Consider the following 22,220-nt stretch of genomic DNA (forward strand, 5'->3'; position numbering starts at 1 on the left):
CCGGCGCCACGGCCCGGGTGAACGGCCGCATGAAGTATCATGAGCAGGCCCCGCTCCCTGGTTCGACATGACCCGGCCCCACTCCGGTAACGCCCTTTCCGCCGTTGAAGACCCTGCCAGCCCGGGCTGCTCGACGCTGCGCGACTGCCTGCACTGCTCGGTGCGCCACCTCGCGGTGTGCTCGGCGCTGTCCCCGGACGAGGTGCAGGCACTGGAACGGGTAACCGTATCGCAGGCCCTGCCACTGGGCGCCACCCTGGCCCGCAGCGGCGAGCCGCGCCAACATGTCTATACCTTGACGGCCGGTGCGCTGCGCCTGGTCCGCACCCTGGCCGATGGCCGCCGCCAGATCAGCGGCTTCGTGCTGCCCGGCGACTATCTTGGCCTGACCGGCAGCGACAACCACCGCTACGACATCGAAGCGATCGCCGACAGCCGCGTCTGCCGCGTCACCCTGCCGCAGATGAAAGACCTGCGCCAACGCTACCCGCACCTGGAGCGCAAGCTGCTGCAGCGTGCCTGCCAGGCGCTGGATGACGCGCAGGATGCGGCCTTGTCACTGGCGCGCCTGCAGCCGGCCGAAAAGCTGGCCGATTTCCTGCTGCGGCTGGCCGCGCGCGAAGCCCGGCTCGGTGCCGACGGCCTGCGCGTGACCCTGCCGATGGGCCGTGGCGACATCGCCGACCACCTCGGCCTGACCATGGAAACGGTGAGCCGCACCTTCACCAAGCTGCGCCAGCAGGGCCTGATCGCCCTGCCCCACCTGAACACCGTCGAGATCCTGGACGAAGCGGGCCTGCACACACTCTCCGGCGACGAATAAGCCGCGGCGCATCGGGTGCGCCGGGCTGGCCGGCGGCTCGCCCGCGCATCGTGCAGCCCTACCGCCCCTGCAGCAGCACCGCGCGCAACGCCGCATACGCCGGCGCGCACGGCTCGGCATGCGCCGGCCGCTGCAGCAACTCGGCCAGCGCAGCCGGCACCGCCAGCGAACGCCCGATCAACGGCTCCACCACCGAATCGAACTTGGCCGGATGCGCGGTGGCCGCCACCGCCCAGTCGCCCTGCACGCCTTCGGCCCGCATCGTCTCCAGCAGCGCGACGGCGGTCGCGGTATGCGGGCAGAACACCTCGCCTGCCTGCGCATGCCGCCGGGTGATCACCTCGCGGATCGCCGCATCGTCCACCGCCTCCACCCGGAAGGCCGCGCGCAGCGCCGCGTCGTCGGCGGCGTACAGCCAGCGCAGGCGTTCGAAGTTGCTCGGTGCGCCCACGTCCATGGCGTTGGCCAGGGTGGCCACGCTGGCGACCGGTTGGTAATCGCCGCCGTGGAAGAAGCGCGGCAAGACATCGTTGGCGTTGGTGGCCAGTGCGATGCGCCCCAGCGGCAGGCCCATCGCCCGCGCCAGCACCGCGGCCATCGCGTTGCCCAGGTTGCCGGTCGGCACCACCAGGTTGAGGACGTTGCCCGAGGCGGCCTGGTGGCTGAGCGCGGCGTGCGCGTAATAGCTCATCTGCGGCAGCCAGCGCCCCAGGCTGATGCTGTTGGCGGAACTCAGCGGCACCCGTGCCTGCAGCTCGCGGTCGCCCAGCGCCTGCTTGACCATCGCCTGGCAATCGTCGAACGAGCCGGCCACGCGCAGGGCCTGGATGTTGTCGCCGAAGCACCCCAACTGGTGCGCCTGGCGCGGCGACACGCGCCCGTCCGGGTACAGCACCACCACCCGGATGCCGGGCTGGCGATGGAAGGCGGCGGCCACCGCCGCACCGGTATCGCCGGAGGTGGCGACCACGATCGTGAGCTCGCGCGCCTGGCCTTGCTGCAACCGGGCAAGGCTGGCGGCCAGGAAGCGTGCACCGAAATCCTTGAAGGCCGCAGTGGGGCCATGGAACAGTTCCAGTACGTGGTCACCGGGCGTGCTCAACGCACGCAGTGGCGCAGGGAAGTCGAAGGCCTGCTCGCACAGCACGGCCAGCTGCGGTGCCAGCGCATCGCCGTCAAAGAACGGCGCCAGCACCGCGGCGGCATCCTGGGCCAGCGAACCCTGCGCCTGCCAGGCATGCGGCGGCGGGCGTTGCGCGGGTACGTAGAGCCCGCCATCGGGGGCCAGGCCCGCGGCGATGGCCTGGCTGAGCGTTGCGGACGGGGCGGCGTGGCGGGTGGAAACAAAATTCATCGGAGATCCTGCGGGAAGAGGGACATCGGGAATCACAGCAACTGCGCACCGGGCGCGTTCAAGGGCGACACCCAGCCCTGGCTGTCGAAGCCAGCCTCGGCAAACGCGCGTTGCACCGCCGCCTGCGCGGCCTCGGCCTGCGTGCGCTGTTCGAACCAGGCGAACACACTGGGGCCGGCACCGGAGATGCTGGCGCCCATCGCGCCGCCCGCCAGCGCGGCATCGCGTGCAGCGGCAAAGCCGGCAATCAGGCCCGCCCGGCGCGGCTCCACCAGCACGTCACGCAGGCCGGCACGGACCAGCGATGCGTCGGCGTTGAAGCAGCCACACAACACCAGCGCCAGATTGGCGCTCTGCTGCACGAACTCTCCCAGCGCGTAGTGGCCCTGCAACGCGGCGCGTGCCCGGCGCGTTTCCAGCACCGCCTCCGGATGCACCAGCAGGCTGTGCCAGGCGTCGGGCACCGGCACCGGCACCAGTCGCTCGGCGGTGCTCAGCACCAACCCGCCCAGCAGCATCGGCCCCAGGTTGTCGCCATGCCGGCCGCCGCTGGCCACGGCCTCGCCGGCCAGCGCGAACGGGTACAGCCCCGCGCGCGGCAATGGCGTGTCCAGCAGTGCATTGGCGGCCACCAGCGCGGCCACGCAGGAGGCGGCCGAGCCGCCCATCCCCGAGCCCAGCGCGATGCCCTTGTCGATCTCGATCTCGAAGCCGAACGGCAGCGCCAGTGCGTCCCGCAGCGCGATCAGTGCCGCCCCGGCGGTGTTGTCCGGGGCCTGCAGCGGCAGCGCGAACGGCGTGCCACGGATCGCGGCGATGCGCACCTCAGGCGCGTCGATGCGACGCACGCTGACGGTGTCGCCGACGCCGGCGATCGCATGCCCGAGGATGTCGAAGCCCACCGCCGCATTGCCTACCGACGCCGGCGAAAACGCGCGCGCCACCGCCGATGCCACGGCCATCACAGGCGCGCCCCCTCGCCCACCGCCACCCGCAGCACATCGGCGAACACGCCGGCGGCGGTGACCTCCGGGCCGGCACCCGGGCCCTGCACCACCAGCGGGTTCTCGCAGTAACGACGCGTGGTGAACTGCACCACGTTGTCCGTCAGGCGCAGGTTGGCGAAGGCATGCGTGGCCGGCAGCTCGACCAGCCCCACCTGCGCGCCCGCATCCGACAACCGCGCCACGTAGCGCAGCACCGCGCCACGCGCGCGGGCCTGGGCCAGGCGCTCGGCGAACACCGCATCGACGGCATCCAGCCCGCCCATGAAGTCCTCGACGCTGGCCTGGCGCAGCACCTCGGGCACCAGGCTTTCCACCTGCACGTGCTCCAGGCTCAGCTCGCGTCCGGCTTCGCGCGCCAGGATCACCAGCTTGCGCGCCACGTCCACTCCGGACAGGTCGTCGCGCGGGTCCGGCTCGGTGTAGCCCATGCCACGTGCCTGCGCCACCAGCTGCGAGAACGGCACCTGGCCGTCGTACATGTTGAACAGCCAGGCCAGCGTGCCGGAGAAGATGCCATCGATGGCCAGCACTTCGTCACCGGTGTCGACCAGGTCGCGCAGCGTGGTGATCACCGGCAACCCGGCGCCCACCGTGGCCTCGTAGCGGAAGCGCGCACCGCTGGCGGCGGCCGCCTCGCGGATCGCGGTGTAGCGCGGCAGCGGCCCGGCACCGGCCTGCTTGTTCGGGGTCACCACGTGGATGCCAGCGGCCAGCCAGCCGGCATAGCGATCGGCCACATCGGCGCTGCCGCTGCAGTCGATGATCAGCGCGTGCGGCAGGTGCGCGGACAGCAGGTGCGCGGTGAAGGCCTCCAGGTCGGTCGGCTGCGACGGCCCGGCCAGTGCGGCACGCCAGTCGCCGTGCACGCCGCGCTGGTCGAGCAGCATGCGGCTGCGCGAGGCCACCGCACGCAACCGCAGGTCCACCTTGGCACGCCCAAGCAGGTGCGCCTGCGCGGCCTGCAACTGGTCCAGCAGCGCCGCGCCCACGTTGCCCGGCCCGATCACGCCCACCGAGAACGTCTGCGGCGACAGCCAGAACCCGGCATGCGCCGCGCGCAGGGCCTTGGTCGCGTGGCGGCTGTCCACCGCCACCGAGATGTTGCGCTCGGACGAGCCCTGCGCAATGGCCAGGATATTGACCTGGGCGCGGCCCAGCGATTCGAACAGGCGCGCGGCCACGCCGGGCTGCCCGGCCATGCCATCGCCGACCGCCGCCAGCACGCTGACGTTGTCGGTGAGCTGCACGCGCTGCACCTGGCCCAGGCCCAGCTCGTGGGCGAAGGCCTGCAGCAGCGCATCGCGTGCGCGCAGGGCCTCGGCCTGCCGCACCACGCAGCAGATCGAATGCTCCGAGGAGCCCTGCGAGATCATCACCACCGATACGTGCGCGTTGCGCAGCGCGGCGAACACGCGCTCGGCGGTGCCGGGCACGCCGATCAGCCCGGTGCCTTCCAGGTTCAGCACGGCCAGGTCCGGGCTCAGCGTCAGGCCCTTGATCGGGCCGGCCACGGTGCGGTCGGCGGTGATCCGGGTGCCCGGGTGATCCGGGTTGAAGGTGTTGCGGATGATGATCGGCAGGCCGCGCTCGATGGCCGGCGACATCGTCTGCGGGTGCACCACCTTGGCCCCGAAATAGGCCAGCTCGCAGGCCTCGTCGTAGCTGAGCGCCTCCAGCTGCACCGCTTCGGGCACCAACCGCGGATCGGCCGAGAGCACCCCGTCCACGTCGGTCCAGATATGCAGTTCGCCGGCATTGAACAGCGCCGCGAAGATCGCGCCGGAGTAGTCGCTGCCGTTGCGCCCCAGCGTGGTGATCCGGTCACGGCGGTCCCGCGCGACGAAGCCGGTGGCCACCACCCGCCGCTGCGGATGCGCCTGCCGCCAGGTGGCCAGGCGTTGCGCACTCTGCACCCAGTCCACGTCCACGCCCAGTTCGCCGCGGTCCACCACCAGCACGTCACGCGCATCCAGCACCGCGCAGTCTTCACCCAGGCCCTGCAGGTAGTGCCCGAGCAGATGCGCCGAGTACACCTCGCCCAGCCCCTGCACGCGATCCAGCACCTCGGCCGGCAGCTCGCCGATCACCGCCAGCGCGCCCAGCACGTCGGCCAGCTGCGCAAAGCGCGCGTCGAGCCATTCCACGGTGGGCCCGGCATGCTCGCCGAGCAGCGCCACTGCCGCGCCGCGATGGCGAGCGCGCAGCGCGTGCCAGTCATCGCGCCACTGCGGGGCGTCATCCGCGGCCAGCCCGGCCAGGCCGATCAGCGCGTCGGTCACGCCCTTCATCGCCGAGACCACCGTGACCTGCACGGCGTCGTCGCGCGCCAGCAGCAACTGGGCCACGTGGCGGTAACGCTCGGCATCGGCCACCGAGGTGCCACCGAACTTGTGCACGACGGTGGAGGCGGCCCGCAGGACGGGGGCGGGGGAATCAGCAACGGGGACGGCGACGGATGACATGTGGACCTCGATTCGAGGCCCCGCGTCGGCTCAGGCTGAAGGTGCTCCCCCGCAACCTGTTCCGGGTGCGGGGCCGTTGTGTTCGGAAATTACGCGAAGACGACGGGCCGCACCGGGCGAGTGGTGACGGTGGTAATGGTGGTGGTACCGGTGGTCTGGCGCGGCACGGCCCGACCGCCCGCAAGGGCGGCGTTGGACAGCGGGGCGGTGGCGGCGATGGAGACCATGGACCAAGAAAACTACGTCGCCGGGGGGCTTGTCAAGTGTTGCAGCGCAAAAGATTCCGCGCCGCGATCGGCGTGCAACGTCGGCAAAAAAGTTGCGAATGACACCATCCAGGCATCGCGGGGCTCTCGCCGTCGTTTGCTCAGCCGACGTGCTCGGCCACCGCGCGGGGCGGCCGGTGCGCGTGCGCGCACATCAGCACGCCGGAGACCAGGCAGACGATCGCCACGACCTCGATCGTGCTCGGCCAGCGCCGCTGCCAGGCAAACCCGTACAGCAACGCGAACAGGGTCTCGAACACGATCATCTGGCCCGTCAGGGTCAGCGGCAGGTTGCGGCTGGCGCGGTTCCAGCACGCGTTGCCGAGTACCGAGGCAACCACCGCCACGCCGGCGCTGATCAGCCAGAACCCGCCCCAGTCCGTGGCGGGATGCGATGGGCCGGACGCCAGGAATGCACTGGGCACCAGCAGCAGCGCCAGGCCGCCGGTGGCCACGCCGGTCAGCAACGACCAGTCGTGCCCGGACAGGTCCGGCCGGCGCGCCAGCCAGCGGCTGTTGCCGATGGAGTACACCGCCCAGGACAGCAGCGCACCGACCGCGCACAGCAGCCCAAGCAGGCGGCGCCCGGTGGAACCGGCGGCGTGCTCGGCCAGGAGCGCTTCGTAGCCCACCAGCCCCACCCCGAGCAGGCACAGCAGCAGCGCCGGTGCCAATCGCCGCAGCGGCACCGCGCCTGCCTCGCGCACACCGGCCAGCGTGACCACCACCGGGATCAGGCCGACGATGAGCGAGGCCGCCGCACCACCGGCCCACTGCACCGCGTTGGCCAGCAGCACGAAATAGACCAGGTTGCCGGCCAGGCTGAGCCACAGCAGCCCACGCCATTCGGCCATGCCGATCCGCGTGCGCAGCTCGCGCCACCGCGGGGCCAGCAATGCCACTGCGATCAGCCCGTACACCAGGTAACGCCCGGCCGACAGCTGCACCGCACTGAACTGGCTCAGCATCGCCGGCGCCAGGAACACCACACCCCACAGCGCGCCGGCGGCAATGCCGTTGGCGACGCCAACTCCCATCGATCGATTCATCTGCGTGCGCGGGCTCCGGTCTGGAAAGGCCTGCCAGTGTAGGCAGGCGCGCGCGGCCAATCTTGACCGAGGCTACTGCCGGTGACGACGGCGATAGTCGGCCGGGGTCATGCCCCACTCGCGGCGCAACGCCCGGGTCAGCGCGCTCTGCTCGGAGTAGCCGGCATGCTGGGCGATGCTGGCGATCGGCATGTCGCCCTCGGCCAGGCGGCCACGTGCCCAGCGCAGCCGACAGGCACTGAGCCATGCCAGCGGACTCATGCCGAAGGCCTGGCGGAACAACGCATGCAGCCGGCTGCCACTGACCCCCACTTCCGCAGCGATCCGCTCCACCGGCCACGCCTGGCCGGGATGGCGCTCGATCTGCGCGCATACCGCCTGCAGCCGCGTGCCGCTGCCCGCCAGGGAAAACGCCTGCAGCAGCAGCGGCAGCTCGCGTGCCACCACGTCGGCATCGAGCCGCTCCGGTTGCGCGCAGACCCGCTGCGCCATCGCGCGCACCTGCACCGGCAACGCCAGTACCGGGTGGCGGTGCAGCCGCTGCAGCGTGTCATCGTCGAACAGCGCCGCCGGGCAGTCGACGATCAGGAAACGGTCGTCATCGAGCGCAGCCTGCGCATGTCCGGCCGCCGGCGCCACGAATGCGCCCTGCCACACATCCAGGCGCGCGCCCCTCCCCTCCAGCTCGAACGCCAACTCGCCCCGCACCGGCACCACCCACTGCGCGAACGCATGCCGGTCCACGCTCGATGAGCGGTCGTAACGACGCAGGTTGAAGGCAGCGGCAGACATGGAGCGGGAGGCACGGCGGCAGGCGGCGGTATGCAGGAGTCTGCAGGTGGCCAACCCGCGACGCAATCACGCGCCGTGCCGGGCGCCGGCTGGCGGCTGGCGGCTACCGTGCTCGAACGATTCCCGATCGTGCCGGCGTGGTACGTCGCGCAATGGGGCCCCCTGTCCCTGGCCGGCGTGCCGCCGACGAATGCCAGCGTCGGCACGTCTTTCTGCACGACGGCGCTGCCGCTGGGGCGAGCCAGTGGTGGCTGCCGCGCCGCTCACCTCCCATGAATGCACTGGGCGGCTCGGGCGCCAACATCGCCTGGGCGGCCTCTACGTCAGTGACCCGCATCGCGGCCAAGGCCTGGCGGCCACGCGGATCGAAGACCTGATGGCCAAGGCGGCGGTGCTGGGGGTGCGGAATATGTCCGTGCGGACTGCGGCCGACGATGGGCGCCTGTATCGCCGACTGGGCGGGTCGCCGCTGGAAAACCTGTGGCGCACGACGGGGCTTCCCGGAGCGCGTCATGCTGCGGCGGCTGGCGCCGCCTTGATTCAGCGCGACCGCATCGGCTGCGGCGCGGGCCGGTCGGCCAACGATCCCAGGGTGAAGGTGTAGCCGGCTTCCTCGAGCAGCTTGCGCATGCGCAACTCGGCACGCTTGGGATAGGCCAGCGACAGCGGCGCGTGCAGTGCATACGAGGTGGACTTGCCCGGCATCGTATCGCGGGTCACCGACGACTGGTTTGTTTCGCAGGCATTGCTCCACAGGTCCGACAGAACCTTGGGCCCGATGGATTGATTATTGCCAAGACGAAGCGTCAGCCAACGCATGTGTTCCATAGCAGATCCAACTAGCCCTTTCGATCGAGTATGCACCAAATCCTCCTGCCCCGTACGCGGCCGTGCGGACCCCACACAGCGACAGCCCCGGGCGTGCCGGGGCTGTCCATGCGCGAGGCCCGCGCATTCACCCACGCCCTGGCGCAAGCACCAGGGCGGGTGGGATTACTGCTTCATCGCGTGCTTGCGATCGCGCATCACCGCATGGCATTCCTGCACCTGCGGCAGCAGGCGCTGCACTTCCTGGCGCGCGGCCGGCGGGGTGTCCGCATCGGTAAGGGTGTCCTTGAACGCCTTCAGCAAACGGTCTTCGGATTCTTCCAGTTCCGCCACGTAGCCGTACTGGGTGTCGCCCAGGGTGGCGCGCACCTTGCCGTAGAACTGCTGCATCGAGCCGACCACGGTGCCGTGCTCGGCCGGCTTGCCACCGGCGGCCAGCACGCTGGCGCTGAGCGAACGCACGATCTCGTCCTTCACCCCGGCGATGCGGGTGAACAGCGAGGACAGTTCCGCGTCCTTCACCTTGCCGGCGGCTTCGGTGTAGAAGTCCTTGCCATCGCGGGCGATTTCGATCAGGTCGTTCAGGGTGTGCGTGGTCTTGGTTTCGGTAGTCACTGAGATCTGCTCCTGTGTTTCTTTGGGCTTGCCCGTGCTTGGGTGGGTCCACCTTTCCGCATCGGCAATGAAGTCGGCGTGACACCCAAAACGGACGGTTCAGCGAGGTGTGCGCGCGGAAAAACAGTTGTTTGCATGACGTGTTGACCGCGCCATGGCGCCGTCACGAATATGCCCGCCATGGCGCATCCGGCAGCATGAAACATGCCCCCCTCGCGCGCGCTCGCCGCTCAATGCGGCGCATGGCCGGGCGGCGGTGGATCTTCCATGGGCGGCGTCGACGGCGACGGGTCCCGCTCGGGCGGAACCTCGGTCGGCGGCTCCTGCGCGGGCGGGTCTTCGCGCACCGGTTCTTCGACCGGTGCCGGCGGTGGCACCGGCACCTCGGGCGTGGGTGTCTGCGCGCACAGCGGACGCTGCGCGGCCGTTTCCTGCATGGCATCGTGGTGCATTCAGTGGTCTCCTTCGGGGTATCGTCCTGCAGCATCCACCGCCTGCCGTCACGAGCCCGCGAGGACGCCACGCGCTGCGCACGCCGCCGCCCCGTGCGGCACGCGGCGCGCGCAGCTTGCGGCTATCCTGTGCGACCTCCTCCATTACTGCTGGATCCGCCCATGGGTAGGTCGATACGGATATCACTGCTGGTCCTTGGCCTGGTTGCAGGCGGCGACGCGCTCGCGCAGGCAACCCCACCCGACGCCGACGGCACGCGCCAGGTGCCCACCTTCCCGCTGCCGATCTCGCCCTTCCTCAGCCCGGAAGCACAGGCCAGCGTTCGCAATGGCGTGATCCACGGCGATCCCACCGCCAAGCTGGACAACACCGCCGTGCGCGCGCAGCTGGGGGCAATCCGCACGGGCGCCGACCAGTGGGCGTATGCCGAGATCGCCGAACTGCGCAAGCGCTACCCGGTGGAGCTGCACAACGAAACCTGGAACGGTGTGCCCGTGGTGCGCGTGCAACCGCGCAGTGCCCCGGCCGATCCGACGCAGCGGCGCCTGCTGATCGAACTGCATGGCGGTGCCTTCGTGTTCGGCCGCGCCGACAGCCTCGGCCTGCTTGAGGCGATCCCGGTAGCGGCGATGACTGGCATGACCGTCGTGGCGGTGGAGTATCGGCAAGGCCCGGAGCACCGCTTCCCCGCCGTCAGCGAAGACGTGGCCAGCGTGTACCGCGCCGCCCTCGAGCAGATGCCGGCCAGGCACATTGGCCTGTTCGGCTGCTCCGCCGGGGGCGTGCTCACCGGTGAATCGCTGGCCTGGTTCGCCAAGGAAAAACTGCCGATGCCGGGCGCCGCCGGGCTCTTCTGCGCGGGCGGCGATGCCCGTTACGGCGGTGATTCCCGCTACGTGATGGCCGCGCTCAACGACGCGCTGCTGCCACATGCCGACGGCAGCCTGCCGATCATGGAGGACCTGTATTACGGCGATGTCGACTTCCGCGATCCGCTGGTGTCCCCGATATTCTCCGAGCCGCTGCTGGCGCAGTTTCCGCCCACCCTGTTCATCACCGCCACCCGCGCCGCCGAGCTGAGCAACGTGGCCTACATGCACGGCCGGCTGGTGGACCTGGGGCGCGAATCGGACCTGCATGTGTGGGAGGGCCTGGGCCATGCCTTCCACCTGGATGCCAAGCTCCCGGAGAGCCAGCAGGCGTACCGGGTGATGGCGCGGTTCTTTGCCAGGCACCTGGAGGCGACGCTGCCTGCTCCGCCGCGCTGAGGCACGATGGGCAGCGCTTACCGGCTCACTCCAGCACGTCGTGGGCCGAGAGATTCTTGTAGATGAACCGACCGTCCTCATCCCATTCGGGCAAGGACAGGTCCAACAGCGACAGGTCCACCGCGCACTGCGCGGTCGTAAGCGCGGCGAGGCTGTCCAGCAGGTACGCGCGAAATGCCTCGACGTCGAAGTCGCGCGGGCGACGCTTGCGCGCGTACCAGTTGTCGACCGCGCGCAGCAGGGCCGCTTTGTAGGCGACCAGTTGAGCGCTTGCATCAAGGAAGCGCACATCGTGCCAGTCCAACTGGCCGACCGAAAGGAGTTGCCGCAGCTTGGGCGTGTAACGCGAGAAATCGGCCGGCACGGCGCCGGACGAGCCGATGGCAGTACCATCGACCGCGTCGTACATCTCGAATCCGAATATGAAAACGTCGACAGCGGCGCCGAAGCTCTGCCCCGACAAACGCTGCTTCAGGAACTCTTCCATCTGGCACAGATCGAGCCACCAGACACCCTGGCTCAGATCAAACCGCCACCCCGATTTCAGCTTCGTTGCGTCCCTGGCCTTGGCCGGCCACGTGGTCATCTGTCGAAACTCCATTCCCGTCTCCTGGCATCGCGTCCTGGCGATGTTCAAGACTACCCGGCTGGCGATCGCCATGCAGCTGGCCAGCGCTGGCCAGCGCCGGCCAGCGCATGCGACGTTCGAACCGGGTCGGGTGACCTGGGGTGGGCGCAATCGCCGTCGAACGCGGCGGCCGCAGGATCCACCACGGCCGGGCAGAGGGTATCGACGCGAGTATTCGCGCCGCGTCATGTGGAAGGGGCTTGCCTGCGACGCTACCCTCACCCTGTATGCACCGCCGCCACACCACGCGAGGTCCCATTGCGCAGCAACCGGCATTCATCGAGGACATGTCTAGACGAGCCTCACAGGAACCCCCCGTTCAAGTAACAACCATGCGCCTAGCCTGCACTCTCCAACACACCCCGGTGCAGACACATGGCAATCAAGACGATGGAAGATCTCTTCATCCACGAGCTCTCCGACATCTACAGTGCGGAAAAACAGTTGACCAAGGCGCTGCCGCGACTGGCCCGCGCCGCAACCAACCCGGCCCTGAAAGCCGCATTCGAGCTGCACCTGGAGGAAACCCAGGGCCAGGTCGAGCGCATCGACGCGGTGGTCGAGCTGCTCGGCATCCGGCTCAAGCGCATCAAGTGTGCAGCGATGGAAGGCCTGGTCGAGGAAGGCAAGGAGGCCATCGAGAGCATCGAGGAGGGTCCGGTACGGGATTCGGCCCTGATCGGCGGCGCGCAGAAAGTGGAGCATTACGAAATCGCGTCCTACGGCACCATCGCGGCGTTGGCCAAGCAGCTCGGCTACAAGGACGCGCTGCCGCATCTGCTGGCCACGCTGCAGGAGGAGAAGGCCACCGATGACAAGCTGACCCTCATCGCGAAGGGCGGCGACGGGAAACCTGCGAAGGCGGCATGAGCCCATCCGGCTCGGCGAGCCTTCTGGACTACCTGGCCGCCGCGTCCCTCGCGGCGGCCAGCCGGGACTGCGCTACTCCCCTGCCGGGCTCAGGTTCCGGCCACCGCCGCCGATATCCAGCCAAGGGGCCTGGCGCACTGCGTCGCCACCCGCCCCGCCCTGGCGACACTGACGGACATCGATACCCATGACCTGTACAGGCGTTTTCGAACTGATTGAAGTCAACGTCCCCACCGAAGCGCGCGACGCGCGCGCATCGTGGCTCAGCTCGGTGGCCGCCGCCTGCGTTGCGTGCAAGCGCCACTTCACCGCCAGCGGCGACAACGGTTTGCAACTCATCCCCGGCGGGGTGGCCATTACCTGCCCGGGCTGCAAGACACGGCAGGCGATCAGCCGGGCGCGGTTTGATGGACTGCTGCGGCAGGAGCGGCAGGGCTAGCAGCGAATCGGCGGCCCTGAACGCGGCGACAGACGCCCCGACCTGGCCCGTGTGGGCTGGCAGCCGAGCGGCGGGATTGACGCTGCAGGAATGATGGTGACCCCGGCCCGATTCGAACGGGCGACCTTCTCCTTAGGAGGGAGACGCTCTATCCAGCTGAGCTACGGGGCCAAGTGCGGTGCGGGGCGAGATCCGCCCTGGCGCTGGCTGCACCGGCGCGACGCGCGGTGCAGCCGTGAAGGATACCCACATTCAGCGGCGGGACCAAGGCCACCGCCGCAGCGCGCGGGTCCGCCGGGTCAGCGGATGTCCAGTTCCGGGAAGCCCTTGACCAGCTCGTCGAGCGCCTTGATCTGCACCAGGAACGGCTCCAGCGCGGCCAGCGGCAGCGCGCTGGGGCCGTCGCAACGGGCGTGGTCCGGATCGCGGTGGGCTTCCAGGAACAGGCCGGCCAGGCCAAGCGCCATGCCGGAACGGGCCAGTTCCGCCACCTGGCGGCGGCGGCCACCGGAGGCATCGCTGCCAGCGTCACGACGCTGCAGGCTGTGGGTGACGTCGAAGATCGCCGGCAGGCCGCCGGTGGATTCGATCATTTCGCGGAAGCCCAGCATGTCCACCACGAGATTGTCGTAGCCGAACTGCGCACCGCGCTCGCACAGGATGATGTTCTCGTTGCCCGCCTCGCGGATCTTGGACACGATGTGCTTGATCTGGGTGGGGCTGAGGAACTGCGGCTTCTTGATGTTGACCGCGCGGCCCGTGCGCGCGATCGCCTCGACCAGGTCGGTCTGGCGCGCCAGGAAGGCCGGGATCTGCAGTACGTCGACCACCTCGGCGACCGGCGCGGCCTGGGCCACTTCGTGCACGTCGGTGATCACCGGCACGCCGAAACGACGCTTGACCTCCTCGAAGATGCGCAGCCCCTCCTCCAGGCCGACGCCACGGAAGGACTTGATCGAGGACCGGTTGGCCTTGTCGAACGACGCCTTGAACACGTACGGGATGCCGAGCTTGGCGGTGACCGTGGTGAAGTGTTCGGCCGCGTGCAGGGTCGAATCGAGGTCTTCGAGCACGTTCAGGCCGCCAAACAGCACGAACGGCAGTCGATTGCCGACAACCACGCCTTCCGCAACGGTAACGTTCATTCAGATTCCTTGGGGCGAACAATGGGCGACATTCTATCCGGTTGCAGGGGAAGAGCAGCCGGGCATGGCCCGGCTCTACCTGTTTGGGGCGAGGGCGTCCGCGCCGGGCGCAGCCAGGCATCGCCTGCGTCGACCGGGTAGAATCGGCGATCTGCATGCCGCCCCCCACCCTGCCAGCGGCTGCGCCCTTTTTTGATACGCAACAGGAGTTTGCATGTCCTCTGAGCTGCTCAAGGCCCTTGGCCTGGACGCGACCAACGCTGGCACCTATCTGGGCAACGGCGAGTGGTCCACCGCCACCAGCGCCGGTGTGATCACCCCGGTCAACCCGACCACCGGTGAAGCGATCGCCACAGTGCACGCCACCACCGACGCCGATTACGAAACCATCATCGCGCGCGCCCAGGAAGCCTTCCACGTGTGGCGCACCACCCCGGCCCCGCGCCGTGGCGAAGCCGTGCGCCTGTGTGGCGAAGCGCTGCGCGCCAACAAGGACGCGCTGGGTTCGCTGGTCGCGCTGGAAATGGGCAAGAGCAAGCCCGAGGGCGACGGTGAAGTGCAGGAGATGATCGACATCGCCGACTTCGCCGTGGGCCAGAGCCGCATGCTGTACGGCTACACCATGCATTCGGAGCGTCCGGGCCACCGCATGTACGAGCAGTACCAGCCGCTGGGCCTGGTCGGCATCATCAGTGCGTTCAACTTCCCGGTCGCGGTGTGGGCGTGGAACGCGTTCCTGGCCACGATCTGCGGCGACATCTGCCTGTGGAAGCCGTCCAACAAGACCCCGCTCACTGCCATCGCCTCGATGCGCATCTGCAACGAAGCGCTGCGCAACGGCGGCTTCCCGGACCTGTTCTTCCTCATCAACGATGCGGGTACCGAGCTGTCGCAGAAGATGGTGGCCGACAAGCGCGTGCCGCTGATCAGCTTCACCGGCTCGACCCAGGTCGGCCGCCAGGTCGCCGAGAAGGTCGCCCATCGCCTGGGCCGCTGCCTGCTGGAACTGGGCGGCAACAACGCGATCATCCTGGATGAAACGGCCGACCTGAAGCTGGCCATCCCGGGCATCGTGTTCGGTGCGGTCGGCACCGCCGGCCAGCGCTGCACCACCACGCGCCGCCTGATCGTGCACGAATCCATCCATGACGACGTGCTGGCCACGCTGATCAAGGCGTACAAGCAGGTGGAAGGCAAGATCGGCGATCCGACCGACCCGGCCAACCTGATGGGCCCGCTCAACAGCGACGGCGCCGTGCAGCAGTTCCTGGCCTCCATCGAGAAGGCCAAGGCCAGCGGCGGCACCGTGGAAACCGGCGGCACCCGCATCGACCGCGCCGGCAATTTCGTGCTGCCGGCGATCGTCACCGGGCTGAAGAACAGCGACGAAGTGGTGCAGCACGAGACCTTCGCGCCGATCCTGTACGTGATGAAGTACAGCACGCTGGATGAGGCCATCGACATGCAGAACGGCGTGCCGCAGGGCCTGTCGTCCTCGATCTTCACCACCAACCTGAAGACCGCCGAGCGCTTCCTGTCGGCGGCCGGCTCGGATTGCGGCATCGCCAACGTCAACATCGGCACCTCGGGTGCGGAGATCGGCGGTGCGTTCGGCGGCGAAAAGGACACCGGCGGTGGTCGTGAGTCCGGCTCGGATGCATGGAAGGTCTACATGCGCCGCCAGACCAACACCATCAACTACTCCGATTCGCTGCCGCTCGCCCAGGGCATCAAGTTCGACCTGTGAGCGGCCCCTGCCTGGATTTCAGCGGCCGCCGGGTACTGGTGGCCGGTGGCAGCAAGGGCATCGGCCGCGCGATGGCGCTGGCGTTCGCTGCGGCGGGCGCCCGCGTCTCGGTCTGCGCACGCGGTGAGCAAGGGCTCGCCGCGCTGCGTACCGATGCGCAGGCACTGGGCCTGGACGTGCATACCGCGTCGGCGGACCTGGCGGTGCTGGACGACATCGGCCGCTGGCTGGCCGATGCCGCCGGCGCGCTCGGTGGCATCGACGTGCTGGTCAACAACGCCACCGGTTACGGCATGGCCGATGACGAGGCCGGCTGGGAGGCCAGCCTTGGCGTCGACCTGATGGCGGCCGTGCGGGCCTCGCGTCTGGCCCTGCCCTGGCTGCAGCAGTCCAGCGACGCCTGCATCCTCAACCTGGCCTCGATCGCGGCCCAGCAACCGCGCCCCGGCGCGGCGCCCTATGCGGCGGCCAAGGCCGCCCTGATGCACTACACCGCCTCGCAGGCGCTGGCGCTGGCCCCGCGGCGCATCCGCGTCAATGCCATCGCCCCAGGCTCGATCGAGTTCGAGGACGGCCTGTGGGCACGCCGCCGCGAGCAGGACCCCACGCTGTACCACGGCACCCTGGCCAAGATTCCGTTCGGCCGCTTCGGGCAGCCGCAGGAGATCGCCGATGCCGCGTTGTTCCTGTGCTCGCCGCTGGCACGCTGGATCACCGGCCACACCTTGAACGTGGATGGCGGCCAGGTCCTCATGGGCTGAGCCTCCCGCTCCGCCATGCAGCGCATCGCCATCCCGGAGGATGTCGATGTCCCAGCCCCCACCCCTCGGCAATACCCTGGCCAGGGTCAGCCTGATATTCGGCGTGCTCGACTGCGTGGTCCTGCCCGTCGTCGGGCAGTGGGTCGCGATCATCACCGGCCACTGGGCACGGGCGCAGATCCGGCGGCGCCACGCGCCGATGGACACCGATGCGTTCGCCCTGGCCGGGCTGACGCTGGGCTGGATCGGCTTGATCGTCCTGCTGGTGGTGGCCGCGGTGATGGTGTTCCGGGTGATTCCAGCGCTGAAGGCGCCGGGCCAGGTGCTGCTGGACGCCCTGCTGCTCCGCTCGCACTGAGCGGCCGCCGCCAACGCCTGGGCCTTGCCGTCGATGGGATAAACCGGCCACAGGCACTATCATGGGCACATTGCCTTGGAGGAACCGGATGAACCAGCCACTTCGACAAACCAGCGCGCTGGCCGTGGTCAGCCTGGTCATGGGCATCGTCGGCTGGACGGTGCTGCCGTTCATCGGCAGCCTGGTGGCGATCATCACCGGGCACATGGCGCGCGCCGACATCCGTCGCCAGCCGCAGGCGCTGGAAGGCGACGGACTGGCCCTGGCCGGCCTGATCCTGGGCTGGGTGGCGGTGATCGGCAGCATCCTGGTGGTGATGGGCTTCCTGTTGTTCTTCGGTGGACTGGCCCTGTTTGCCGCATCCCAATCGTGAGGTCGGCATGAGCGCATCGGATTCGACGGAACGCTTCAGCAGTCGCGTCGCCGACTACGTCCGCTACCGCCCCGATTACCCGCCGGCGCTGCTGGACTGGCTGCACCGTGATATCGGCGTGCCGACCGAGACCCTGGTCGCCGATATCGGTGCCGGCACCGGCATCTCCACCCGCCGGTTCCTGGCCAGCGGCCACCCGGTAATCGCGGTGGAGCCCAACGCAGCCATGCGCGCGGCCGCCGAGCAGTGGCTGGCGCCGGACTACCTGCGCCTGAAACTGGTCGACGGCACCGCCGAAGCGACCACGCTGGCCGACCACAGCGTCGGCCTGGTGGCGGCCGCGCAGGCCTTCCACTGGTTCGACACCACCGCGGTACGCACCGAATGGGCGCGCATCCTGCACCCGGGCGGCCTGGCGCTGGTGTTCTGGAACTCGCGGCTGCTCGATGCCTCGCCGTTCCTGGTCGGCTACGAACAGTTGCTGCTGGAGTTCGGCACCGATTACACCCAGGTTGCCGAGCGCTACCAGGACGATGACGCCATGCGTGCCTGGTTCGGCCCCGGCCTGCGCGGAATGGCCAGCTTCCCCAACGTGCAGCGGATGGACCTGGATGGCCTGCGCGGCCGCCTGCTGTCGTCGTCCTACGCGCCCCAGGCCGGCCACCCGCGCCACGCGCCGATGCTGGAGGCGCTGCAGCAGCTGTTCGACGCCCATGCGGTGGACGGCCAGGTCGCCTTCGAATACCACACCCGTGCCTTCGTCGGCACGCTGGACTGATAGAACGCCATGTACTCGCTTGCCCGTCCCTTCCTGTTCGCCTTCGATGCCGAGCGTGCCCACGGCCTTGGCCTGAGCGGCCTGGAGCTGGCCTACCGCACCGGCACCACGCCGTTGCTCGCCGGCCGCATCGCACCGCTGCCGACCCAGGCCTTCGGCCTGGCGTTCCCCAATCCGGTCGGCCTGGCCGCCGGCCTGGACAAGAATGGCGAGCACATCGACGCACTGCTGGCGCTGGGCTTCGGCTTCGTCGAGATCGGCACCATCACCCCGCGCCCGCAGGCGGGCAACCCCACACCGCGCCTGTTCCGGCTGCCGGCGCACCAGGCCATCATCAACCGCATGGGGTTCAACAACCTCGGCGTGGATGCGCTGGTGCGCAACGTCGAACGCGCCAAGCGCCGCACCGGGCTGCTCGGCATCAACATCGGCAAGAACAAGGACACCCCCAACGAGCAGGCGTTCGACGACTACCAGCACTGCCTGCAGAAGGTCTACCCGCTGGCCGACTACATCACCGTCAACATCTCCTCGCCCAACACCGCCGGCCTGCGCGAACTGCAGGAAGAGAACGCGCTGCGCCAGCTGATCTCGCAGCTGCGCGACAGCCAGGAAACCTTGGCCGCGCGGCATGGCAAGCGCGTGCCGATGCTGGTCAAGGTGGCGCCGGACCTGAGCGACCGCGACATCGACGCCGCCGCCCGCGTGCTCAGCGAGCTGAAGGTGGACGGGGTGATCGCCACCAACACCACCATCGACCGCAGCGCCGTGGCGGGCGACCCGCGCGCGCAGGAGGCCGGCGGCCTGTCCGGCGCGCCGCTGCTGGGCCAATCCACCCTGGTGCTGCGCCGCCTGCGCGCACGCCTGCCCGAATCGATGCCGCTGATCGGCGTCGGCGGCATCCTGTCCGGTGCCGATGCCGTGGCCAAGATGTCCGCCGGTGCCGCGCTGGTGCAGTGCTACAGCGGCCTGATCTTCCGTGGCCCGGCCCTGGTGCAGGACTGCGTGGAGGCCATCCGCCGTCGCCGCGAAGCACCCAGCCGTGGCGCGGTCGCCCCCCTATGAGTAATGCGATGCCTGCCTGGACCCTGACTGAAAACGCCTCGCTGAAGGCGCTGAACACCTTCCACGTCGAGGCCAGCGCCGCGCAGTTGCTGGAACTGGACGATGTGACCCTGCTGCCGGACGTGCTGGCCCTGCCCCAGGTGGCGGACCGGCCGCTGCTGGTGCTCGGCAGCGGCAGCAACGTGCTGCTGGCCGGCGACGTGGAGGGCACCGTGCTGGTGTTCGCCAACCGCGGCATCGACATCCTGGAACACCGCGCCGACCACACCATCGTGCGCGCCGGTGCCGGCGTGAACTGGCATGGACTGGTGATGTGGTCGCTGCAGAACGGGCTGTCCGGGCTGGAAAACCTCGCGTTGATCCCCGGCACTGCCGGCGCCGCCCCGATCCAGAATATCGGCGCGTACGGCGTGCAGGTGGACGAGTTCATCCAGACCGTGGAAGCGTGGGACCGCGAGGCGGCGGCCTGGGTGCGGATGGACGCGGATGCCTGCCAGTTCGGCTACCGCGACAGCGTGTTCAAGCAGTTCCCGGACCGCTACCTGATCAGCGCCATCGAACTGCGCCTGCCGCTGCTGCACGCGCTGCGCCTGGGATATGCCGGGATCGACGAAGAAATGCAGGCGATGGGCGTGGAGCTGCCGGTCGCCGCGGACGTGGCCAACGCGGTGATCAACATCCGCCGGCGCAAGCTGCCCGACCCTGACGTGCTGGGCAATGCCGGCAGCTTCTTCAAGAACCCGATCCTGCCGCTGGAACAGGTGGAGGTGCTGCTGCAGCACTTCCCCGACCTGCCGGTGTACCCGGCCGACCAGGAGGACCGCCGCAAACTGTCGGCGGCCTGGATGATCGAGGCCTGCGGCTGGAAGGGCTACCGTGACGGCGATGCCGGGGTGTCGCCGCAGCATGCCCTGGTGCTGGTCAACCATGGCGCTGCCACCGGTGCGCAGCTGCTGGCGCTGGCGCGGCAGATATCGGCCTCGGTGCTGGAAAAATTCGGCGTGCCGATTGAGCCGGAGCCGCGCCTGATCGGCGCGCAGTGGTGACCCCGCCACTCGCCCTGCCCGCCCCAGCCCCGATGCGTGCGGCACTGCTGATGCTTGGCAGCACGATGGCGTTCGGGTTGATGGCGGTGGCGATCCGCTACGCCACCCGCTCGGTCCCCACCCAGGAGGTGGCGTTCTTCCGCAACGCCTTCGGGCTGCTGGCGCTGCTGCCGATGCTGCTGCGCCCGGGCCGGGCCTCTCTGCGCACGCAGCAGTTGCCGCGCTACCTGCTGCGCAGCGCGATCGGGCTGGCCTCGATGCTGTGCGCGTTCTGGGCGATCGGCCACCTGCCGATGTCGCAGGCGATCTCGCTGTCCTATTCCACGCCCTTGTTCGTGACCATTGCCGCGGTGCTGTGGCTGGGGGAAACCGTGCGCGCCCGGCGCTGGGCGGCGGTGGTGGTCGGGTTCATCGGGGTGTTGATCATCGTGCGCCCCGGCTCGGACAGCTTCACCCCCGGCATCCTGGTGGCGGTACTGGCCGCGGTGCTCAGTTCACTGGTGGCGATCCAGATCAAGCAGCTGACCCGCGTGGACAGCGCCGATGCGGTGGTGCTGTACACCTATGTGTTCTGGGTGCCGCTGTCGCTGGTGCCGGCCCTGTTCGTCTGGGTCTGGCCGGCGGGCATGGCCTGGCTGTGGCTGGCGGCGACCGGCCTGTTCGGCACCGTCGGCCAACTGCTGTGGACCCGCGCACTGCGCCTGGGCGATGTGTCCGCGTTGACCCCGATCAGCTTCATGCAGCTGCCGCTGGTGGCGACGCTGGGCTGGCTGCTGTTCGGCGAACGCCTGGATCGCTGGACGGTGATCGGCGCCGGCATCATCCTCGCCGCCAACGCCTACATCGCCCATCGCGAGGCGGTACTGTCGCGCCGCGCGGCCTCGCAGGCCGCCTCCGCCGCGGCCAAGCCAGGCGAGTAAGCCGGCCCGGCCGGTGCAAGCGGCAGCGCGCCACGCCCTGCGTGGCCGCCCTCGTTCAGTCGATCGCAACTGCCCAGCTGCGTGCGGCGCTGTCGACCACGTTGCCCGGCGCGAACTGCTCGTCCATGTAGCGCAGCGCCTGCCGGCGCTGGGTGGGCGGGCGTGAGGCCGCGCCGGGTTCGAGCAGCAGGTCATGGAACTCCTGCACGTCCTGCAGGATCCGCCAATGCCGGTAGTAGGCCAGCCGCGCCGGCTCGACCGCCACCGGACCGTAACCGTCGCCGAAGCCCGGCGGATCCTCGCGCCCCCAGCGCCCTCCCACGGCGGCGCCGACCAGCATCAGGTCGCGCTCGCGCGGGGCCAGCAACATGTCGTCCCAATCGATCAGGCTCAACCCCCCGTCCGCGCGCAGCAGCAGGTTGCCCGCGTGCAGGTCGCCATGGCACAGCACCCGCCGCAGCGGCTGCCGGACCAGGCGTTCGCGCAGCGCCTCGCAGCGCTGCCAGACCTCGGCAATGCGCGGCCGGTGCTGGCGCCAACTGGCCAGGTATTGGGCGGCCAGCGCATCGGGCACCGGCCAGCGCGCATCGCCGCGGCGCAACCACGCGCCAACCCGCTCCACGGCGGTGTCGTCATCAAAGCCCGGTTGCGCCAACCCGGCGGCCAGCGCGGGCGGCAGCCGCGCCTCGTGCACCTGGCGCAGCACCTCGCCCAGACGACGCCACTGCGCCTGCGACAGCGCGGCCTCGAAGCCGGACTGGCCTTCGATATAGGCGAACAGGGTCCATTGCAGGCCATCGGCACGCACCGCCGCGGCGCCATCCAGCGCGGGCTGCGGCGCGGTGACTTCCACCAGGCCCAGCGGCCCGCGCAGGTGCTGCAATACCTGCCACACCGTGTCTTCCACCGCGTAGCGGCGACATTTCAGCCAGTACCGGGCGCCGTCGTGCGCGCCCACCTGGTAGACCGTGGCGCCGGCGTCGGCACCGGCCGGGCGCTGCACCACCGAGGTGGCGCGCACGCCCCAGGCCTGTGCCAGCACCGCGCCAATCTGCGAAGAAGAGAGTTCCTGTGGGTGCAGCATCCATCCGCCGTGTTGCACGAGCATCGCCCCACTATCGCAGAATCGCCGCGCAGTAGCAGCGCATTGCGTCACGCTGCGGCGCGACCGGC

The 22,220-nt window shown here is 69.6% G+C and carries 23 protein-coding genes and 1 tRNA gene; 12 read left to right on the forward strand and 12 right to left on the reverse strand.

Annotated elements, in window-relative coordinates:
* Positions 1 to 67: 67 nt before the first annotated feature.
* Positions 68 to 823 carry a Crp/Fnr family transcriptional regulator gene (locus AC1DGC_RS16290; protein WP_394163701.1) on the forward strand — a complete coding sequence of 252 codons (756 nt, stop codon included), beginning with the start codon at positions 68 to 70 and terminating at the stop codon, positions 821 to 823.
* Between the two features lie 58 nt (positions 824 to 881).
* Here the strand turns inward: AC1DGC_RS16290 and thrC are convergent, their stop codons facing one another.
* From thrC to AC1DGC_RS16330, 8 genes are all read right to left on the reverse strand, one after another.
* Positions 882 to 2,177 (reverse strand): threonine synthase, encoded by a 1,296-nt coding sequence (thrC, locus tag AC1DGC_RS16295; protein ID WP_478048348.1) that lies wholly within the window; start codon positions 2,175 to 2,177, stop codon positions 882 to 884.
* A gap of 32 nt (positions 2,178 to 2,209) precedes the next feature.
* Positions 2,210 to 3,139 (reverse strand): homoserine kinase, encoded by a 930-nt coding sequence (locus AC1DGC_RS16300; RefSeq protein ID WP_478048349.1) that lies wholly within the window; start codon positions 3,137 to 3,139, stop codon positions 2,210 to 2,212.
* Entirely contained in the window at positions 3,139 to 5,646 is a 2,508-nt protein-coding gene (gene thrA / locus AC1DGC_RS16305) for a bifunctional aspartate kinase/homoserine dehydrogenase I (RefSeq protein ID WP_478048350.1), read from the reverse strand. Before thrA ends, AC1DGC_RS16300 begins: the two co-directional genes overlap by 1 nt.
* A 367-nt stretch (positions 5,647 to 6,013) precedes the next feature.
* Positions 6,014 to 6,961 (reverse strand): DMT family transporter, encoded by a 948-nt coding sequence (locus tag AC1DGC_RS16310; protein WP_478048351.1) that lies wholly within the window; start codon positions 6,959 to 6,961, stop codon positions 6,014 to 6,016.
* Between the two features lie 72 nt (positions 6,962 to 7,033).
* Complete coding sequence (locus AC1DGC_RS16315) at positions 7,034 to 7,753, reverse strand: helix-turn-helix transcriptional regulator (protein ID WP_478048352.1); 720 nt, start codon at positions 7,751 to 7,753, stop codon at positions 7,034 to 7,036.
* A 540-nt stretch (positions 7,754 to 8,293) separates the two neighbouring features.
* The gene (locus AC1DGC_RS16320) at positions 8,294 to 8,572 is read right to left on the reverse strand and encodes a hypothetical protein (RefSeq protein ID WP_310440123.1); all 279 of its coding nucleotides are present in this window, start codon (positions 8,570 to 8,572) and stop codon (positions 8,294 to 8,296) included.
* A gap of 174 nt (positions 8,573 to 8,746) precedes the next feature.
* The gene (locus AC1DGC_RS16325; RefSeq protein ID WP_449335481.1) at positions 8,747 to 9,196 is read right to left on the reverse strand and encodes a PA2169 family four-helix-bundle protein; all 450 of its coding nucleotides are present in this window, start codon (positions 9,194 to 9,196) and stop codon (positions 8,747 to 8,749) included.
* 230 nt (positions 9,197 to 9,426) lie between these two features.
* Positions 9,427 to 9,648, reverse strand: coding sequence for a hypothetical protein (locus AC1DGC_RS16330; RefSeq protein ID WP_394163692.1), 222 nt, complete (start codon positions 9,646 to 9,648; stop codon positions 9,427 to 9,429).
* A gap of 162 nt (positions 9,649 to 9,810) precedes the next feature.
* On the opposite strand from AC1DGC_RS16330, the gene AC1DGC_RS16335 reads away from it, so the two are divergent.
* Positions 9,811 to 10,917, forward strand: a complete 1,107-nt coding sequence (locus tag AC1DGC_RS16335) for an alpha/beta hydrolase (RefSeq protein WP_478048353.1) — start codon at positions 9,811 to 9,813, stop codon at positions 10,915 to 10,917.
* A 25-nt stretch (positions 10,918 to 10,942) separates the two neighbouring features.
* Here AC1DGC_RS16335 and AC1DGC_RS16340 read toward each other — a convergent pair whose 3' ends face one another.
* Positions 10,943 to 11,518, reverse strand: coding sequence for a hypothetical protein (locus AC1DGC_RS16340; RefSeq protein ID WP_478048354.1), 576 nt, complete (start codon positions 11,516 to 11,518; stop codon positions 10,943 to 10,945).
* Positions 11,519 to 11,920: 402 nt separating this feature from the next.
* On the opposite strand from AC1DGC_RS16340, the gene AC1DGC_RS16345 reads away from it, so the two are divergent.
* Both AC1DGC_RS16345 and AC1DGC_RS16350 read left to right on the forward strand, forming a co-directional pair.
* The gene (locus AC1DGC_RS16345) at positions 11,921 to 12,415 is read left to right on the forward strand and encodes a YciE/YciF ferroxidase family protein (protein ID WP_449335476.1); all 495 of its coding nucleotides are present in this window, start codon (positions 11,921 to 11,923) and stop codon (positions 12,413 to 12,415) included.
* Between the two features lie 187 nt (positions 12,416 to 12,602).
* Positions 12,603 to 12,854, forward strand: coding sequence for a hypothetical protein (locus AC1DGC_RS16350; RefSeq protein WP_259208553.1), 252 nt, complete (start codon positions 12,603 to 12,605; stop codon positions 12,852 to 12,854).
* Between the two features lie 94 nt (positions 12,855 to 12,948).
* Here AC1DGC_RS16350 and AC1DGC_RS16355 read toward each other — a convergent pair.
* Together AC1DGC_RS16355 and kdsA are read right to left on the reverse strand one after the other, a co-directional pair.
* A tRNA-Arg gene (locus AC1DGC_RS16355) sits at positions 12,949 to 13,025 on the reverse strand.
* Positions 13,026 to 13,153: 128 nt separating this feature from the next.
* The gene (gene kdsA / locus AC1DGC_RS16360; RefSeq protein WP_259208551.1) at positions 13,154 to 13,999 is read right to left on the reverse strand and encodes a 3-deoxy-8-phosphooctulonate synthase; all 846 of its coding nucleotides are present in this window, start codon (positions 13,997 to 13,999) and stop codon (positions 13,154 to 13,156) included.
* Between the two features lie 214 nt (positions 14,000 to 14,213).
* Here kdsA and amaB point away from each other — a divergent pair, with 214 nt between their 5' ends.
* From amaB to AC1DGC_RS16400, 8 genes are all read left to right on the forward strand, one after another.
* A complete protein-coding gene (amaB, locus tag AC1DGC_RS16365) occupies positions 14,214 to 15,746 on the forward strand; it encodes an L-piperidine-6-carboxylate dehydrogenase (RefSeq protein WP_259208550.1) in 1,533 nt (510 codons plus the stop codon).
* The gene (locus AC1DGC_RS16370) at positions 15,743 to 16,507 is read left to right on the forward strand and encodes an SDR family NAD(P)-dependent oxidoreductase (protein WP_478048355.1); all 765 of its coding nucleotides are present in this window, start codon (positions 15,743 to 15,745) and stop codon (positions 16,505 to 16,507) included. The genes amaB and AC1DGC_RS16370 overlap by 4 nt, the downstream gene beginning before the upstream one ends.
* A gap of 46 nt (positions 16,508 to 16,553) precedes the next feature.
* On the forward strand, positions 16,554 to 16,865 hold the full coding sequence (locus AC1DGC_RS16375) for a DUF4190 domain-containing protein (RefSeq protein ID WP_478048356.1): 312 nt from the start codon (positions 16,554 to 16,556) through the stop codon (positions 16,863 to 16,865).
* A gap of 88 nt (positions 16,866 to 16,953) precedes the next feature.
* Complete coding sequence (locus AC1DGC_RS16380) at positions 16,954 to 17,238, forward strand: DUF4190 domain-containing protein (protein WP_259208545.1); 285 nt, start codon at positions 16,954 to 16,956, stop codon at positions 17,236 to 17,238.
* A gap of 7 nt (positions 17,239 to 17,245) precedes the next feature.
* Positions 17,246 to 18,016 carry a class I SAM-dependent methyltransferase gene (locus tag AC1DGC_RS16385; protein WP_478048357.1) on the forward strand — a complete coding sequence of 257 codons (771 nt, stop codon included), beginning with the start codon at positions 17,246 to 17,248 and terminating at the stop codon, positions 18,014 to 18,016.
* Between the two features lie 9 nt (positions 18,017 to 18,025).
* A complete protein-coding gene (locus tag AC1DGC_RS16390) occupies positions 18,026 to 19,081 on the forward strand; it encodes a quinone-dependent dihydroorotate dehydrogenase (RefSeq protein ID WP_259208541.1) in 1,056 nt (351 codons plus the stop codon).
* Complete coding sequence (murB, locus tag AC1DGC_RS16395) at positions 19,078 to 20,127, forward strand: UDP-N-acetylmuramate dehydrogenase (protein WP_478048358.1); 1,050 nt, start codon at positions 19,078 to 19,080, stop codon at positions 20,125 to 20,127. The genes AC1DGC_RS16390 and murB overlap by 4 nt, the downstream gene beginning before the upstream one ends.
* Positions 20,128 to 20,159: 32 nt before the next feature.
* Positions 20,160 to 21,047, forward strand: a complete 888-nt coding sequence (locus AC1DGC_RS16400; RefSeq protein WP_259208538.1) for a DMT family transporter — start codon at positions 20,160 to 20,162, stop codon at positions 21,045 to 21,047.
* Between the two features lie 55 nt (positions 21,048 to 21,102).
* Here AC1DGC_RS16400 and AC1DGC_RS16405 read toward each other — a convergent pair whose 3' ends face one another.
* Positions 21,103 to 22,131, reverse strand: a complete 1,029-nt coding sequence (locus AC1DGC_RS16405; RefSeq protein WP_478048359.1) for a phosphotransferase enzyme family protein — start codon at positions 22,129 to 22,131, stop codon at positions 21,103 to 21,105.
* Positions 22,132 to 22,220: the final 89 nt, after the last annotated feature.

The organism is Stenotrophomonas sp. 05N37 (assembly GCF_056397365.1).

Coding starts and splice junctions, on each gene's coding strand:
- AC1DGC_RS16290 (WP_394163701.1), top strand. CDS start 68: ATGACCCGGCCCCACTCCGGTAACGCCCTTTCCGCCGTTGAAGACCCT.
- thrC (WP_478048348.1), bottom strand. CDS start 2,177: ATGAATTTTGTTTCCACCCGCCACGCCGCCCCGTCCGCAACGCTCAGC.
- AC1DGC_RS16300 (WP_478048349.1), bottom strand. CDS start 3,139: ATGGCCGTGGCATCGGCGGTGGCGCGCGCGTTTTCGCCGGCGTCGGTA.
- thrA (WP_478048350.1), bottom strand. CDS start 5,646: ATGTCATCCGTCGCCGTCCCCGTTGCTGATTCCCCCGCCCCCGTCCTG.
- AC1DGC_RS16310 (WP_478048351.1), bottom strand. CDS start 6,961: ATGAATCGATCGATGGGAGTTGGCGTCGCCAACGGCATTGCCGCCGGC.
- AC1DGC_RS16315 (WP_478048352.1), bottom strand. CDS start 7,753: ATGTCTGCCGCTGCCTTCAACCTGCGTCGTTACGACCGCTCATCGAGC.
- AC1DGC_RS16320 (WP_310440123.1), bottom strand. CDS start 8,572: ATGCGTTGGCTGACGCTTCGTCTTGGCAATAATCAATCCATCGGGCCC.
- AC1DGC_RS16330 (WP_394163692.1), bottom strand. CDS start 9,648: ATGCACCACGATGCCATGCAGGAAACGGCCGCGCAGCGTCCGCTGTGC.
- AC1DGC_RS16335 (WP_478048353.1), top strand. CDS start 9,811: ATGGGTAGGTCGATACGGATATCACTGCTGGTCCTTGGCCTGGTTGCA.
- AC1DGC_RS16340 (WP_478048354.1), bottom strand. CDS start 11,518: ATGGAGTTTCGACAGATGACCACGTGGCCGGCCAAGGCCAGGGACGCA.
- AC1DGC_RS16345 (WP_449335476.1), top strand. CDS start 11,921: ATGGCAATCAAGACGATGGAAGATCTCTTCATCCACGAGCTCTCCGAC.
- AC1DGC_RS16350 (WP_259208553.1), top strand. CDS start 12,603: ATGACCTGTACAGGCGTTTTCGAACTGATTGAAGTCAACGTCCCCACC.
- kdsA (WP_259208551.1), bottom strand. CDS start 13,999: ATGAACGTTACCGTTGCGGAAGGCGTGGTTGTCGGCAATCGACTGCCG.
- amaB (WP_259208550.1), top strand. CDS start 14,214: ATGTCCTCTGAGCTGCTCAAGGCCCTTGGCCTGGACGCGACCAACGCT.
- AC1DGC_RS16375 (WP_478048356.1), top strand. CDS start 16,554: ATGTCCCAGCCCCCACCCCTCGGCAATACCCTGGCCAGGGTCAGCCTG.
- AC1DGC_RS16380 (WP_259208545.1), top strand. CDS start 16,954: ATGAACCAGCCACTTCGACAAACCAGCGCGCTGGCCGTGGTCAGCCTG.
- AC1DGC_RS16385 (WP_478048357.1), top strand. CDS start 17,246: ATGAGCGCATCGGATTCGACGGAACGCTTCAGCAGTCGCGTCGCCGAC.
- AC1DGC_RS16390 (WP_259208541.1), top strand. CDS start 18,026: ATGTACTCGCTTGCCCGTCCCTTCCTGTTCGCCTTCGATGCCGAGCGT.
- murB (WP_478048358.1), top strand. CDS start 19,078: ATGAGTAATGCGATGCCTGCCTGGACCCTGACTGAAAACGCCTCGCTG.
- AC1DGC_RS16400 (WP_259208538.1), top strand. CDS start 20,160: ATGCGTGCGGCACTGCTGATGCTTGGCAGCACGATGGCGTTCGGGTTG.
- AC1DGC_RS16405 (WP_478048359.1), bottom strand. CDS start 22,131: ATGCTGCACCCACAGGAACTCTCTTCTTCGCAGATTGGCGCGGTGCTG.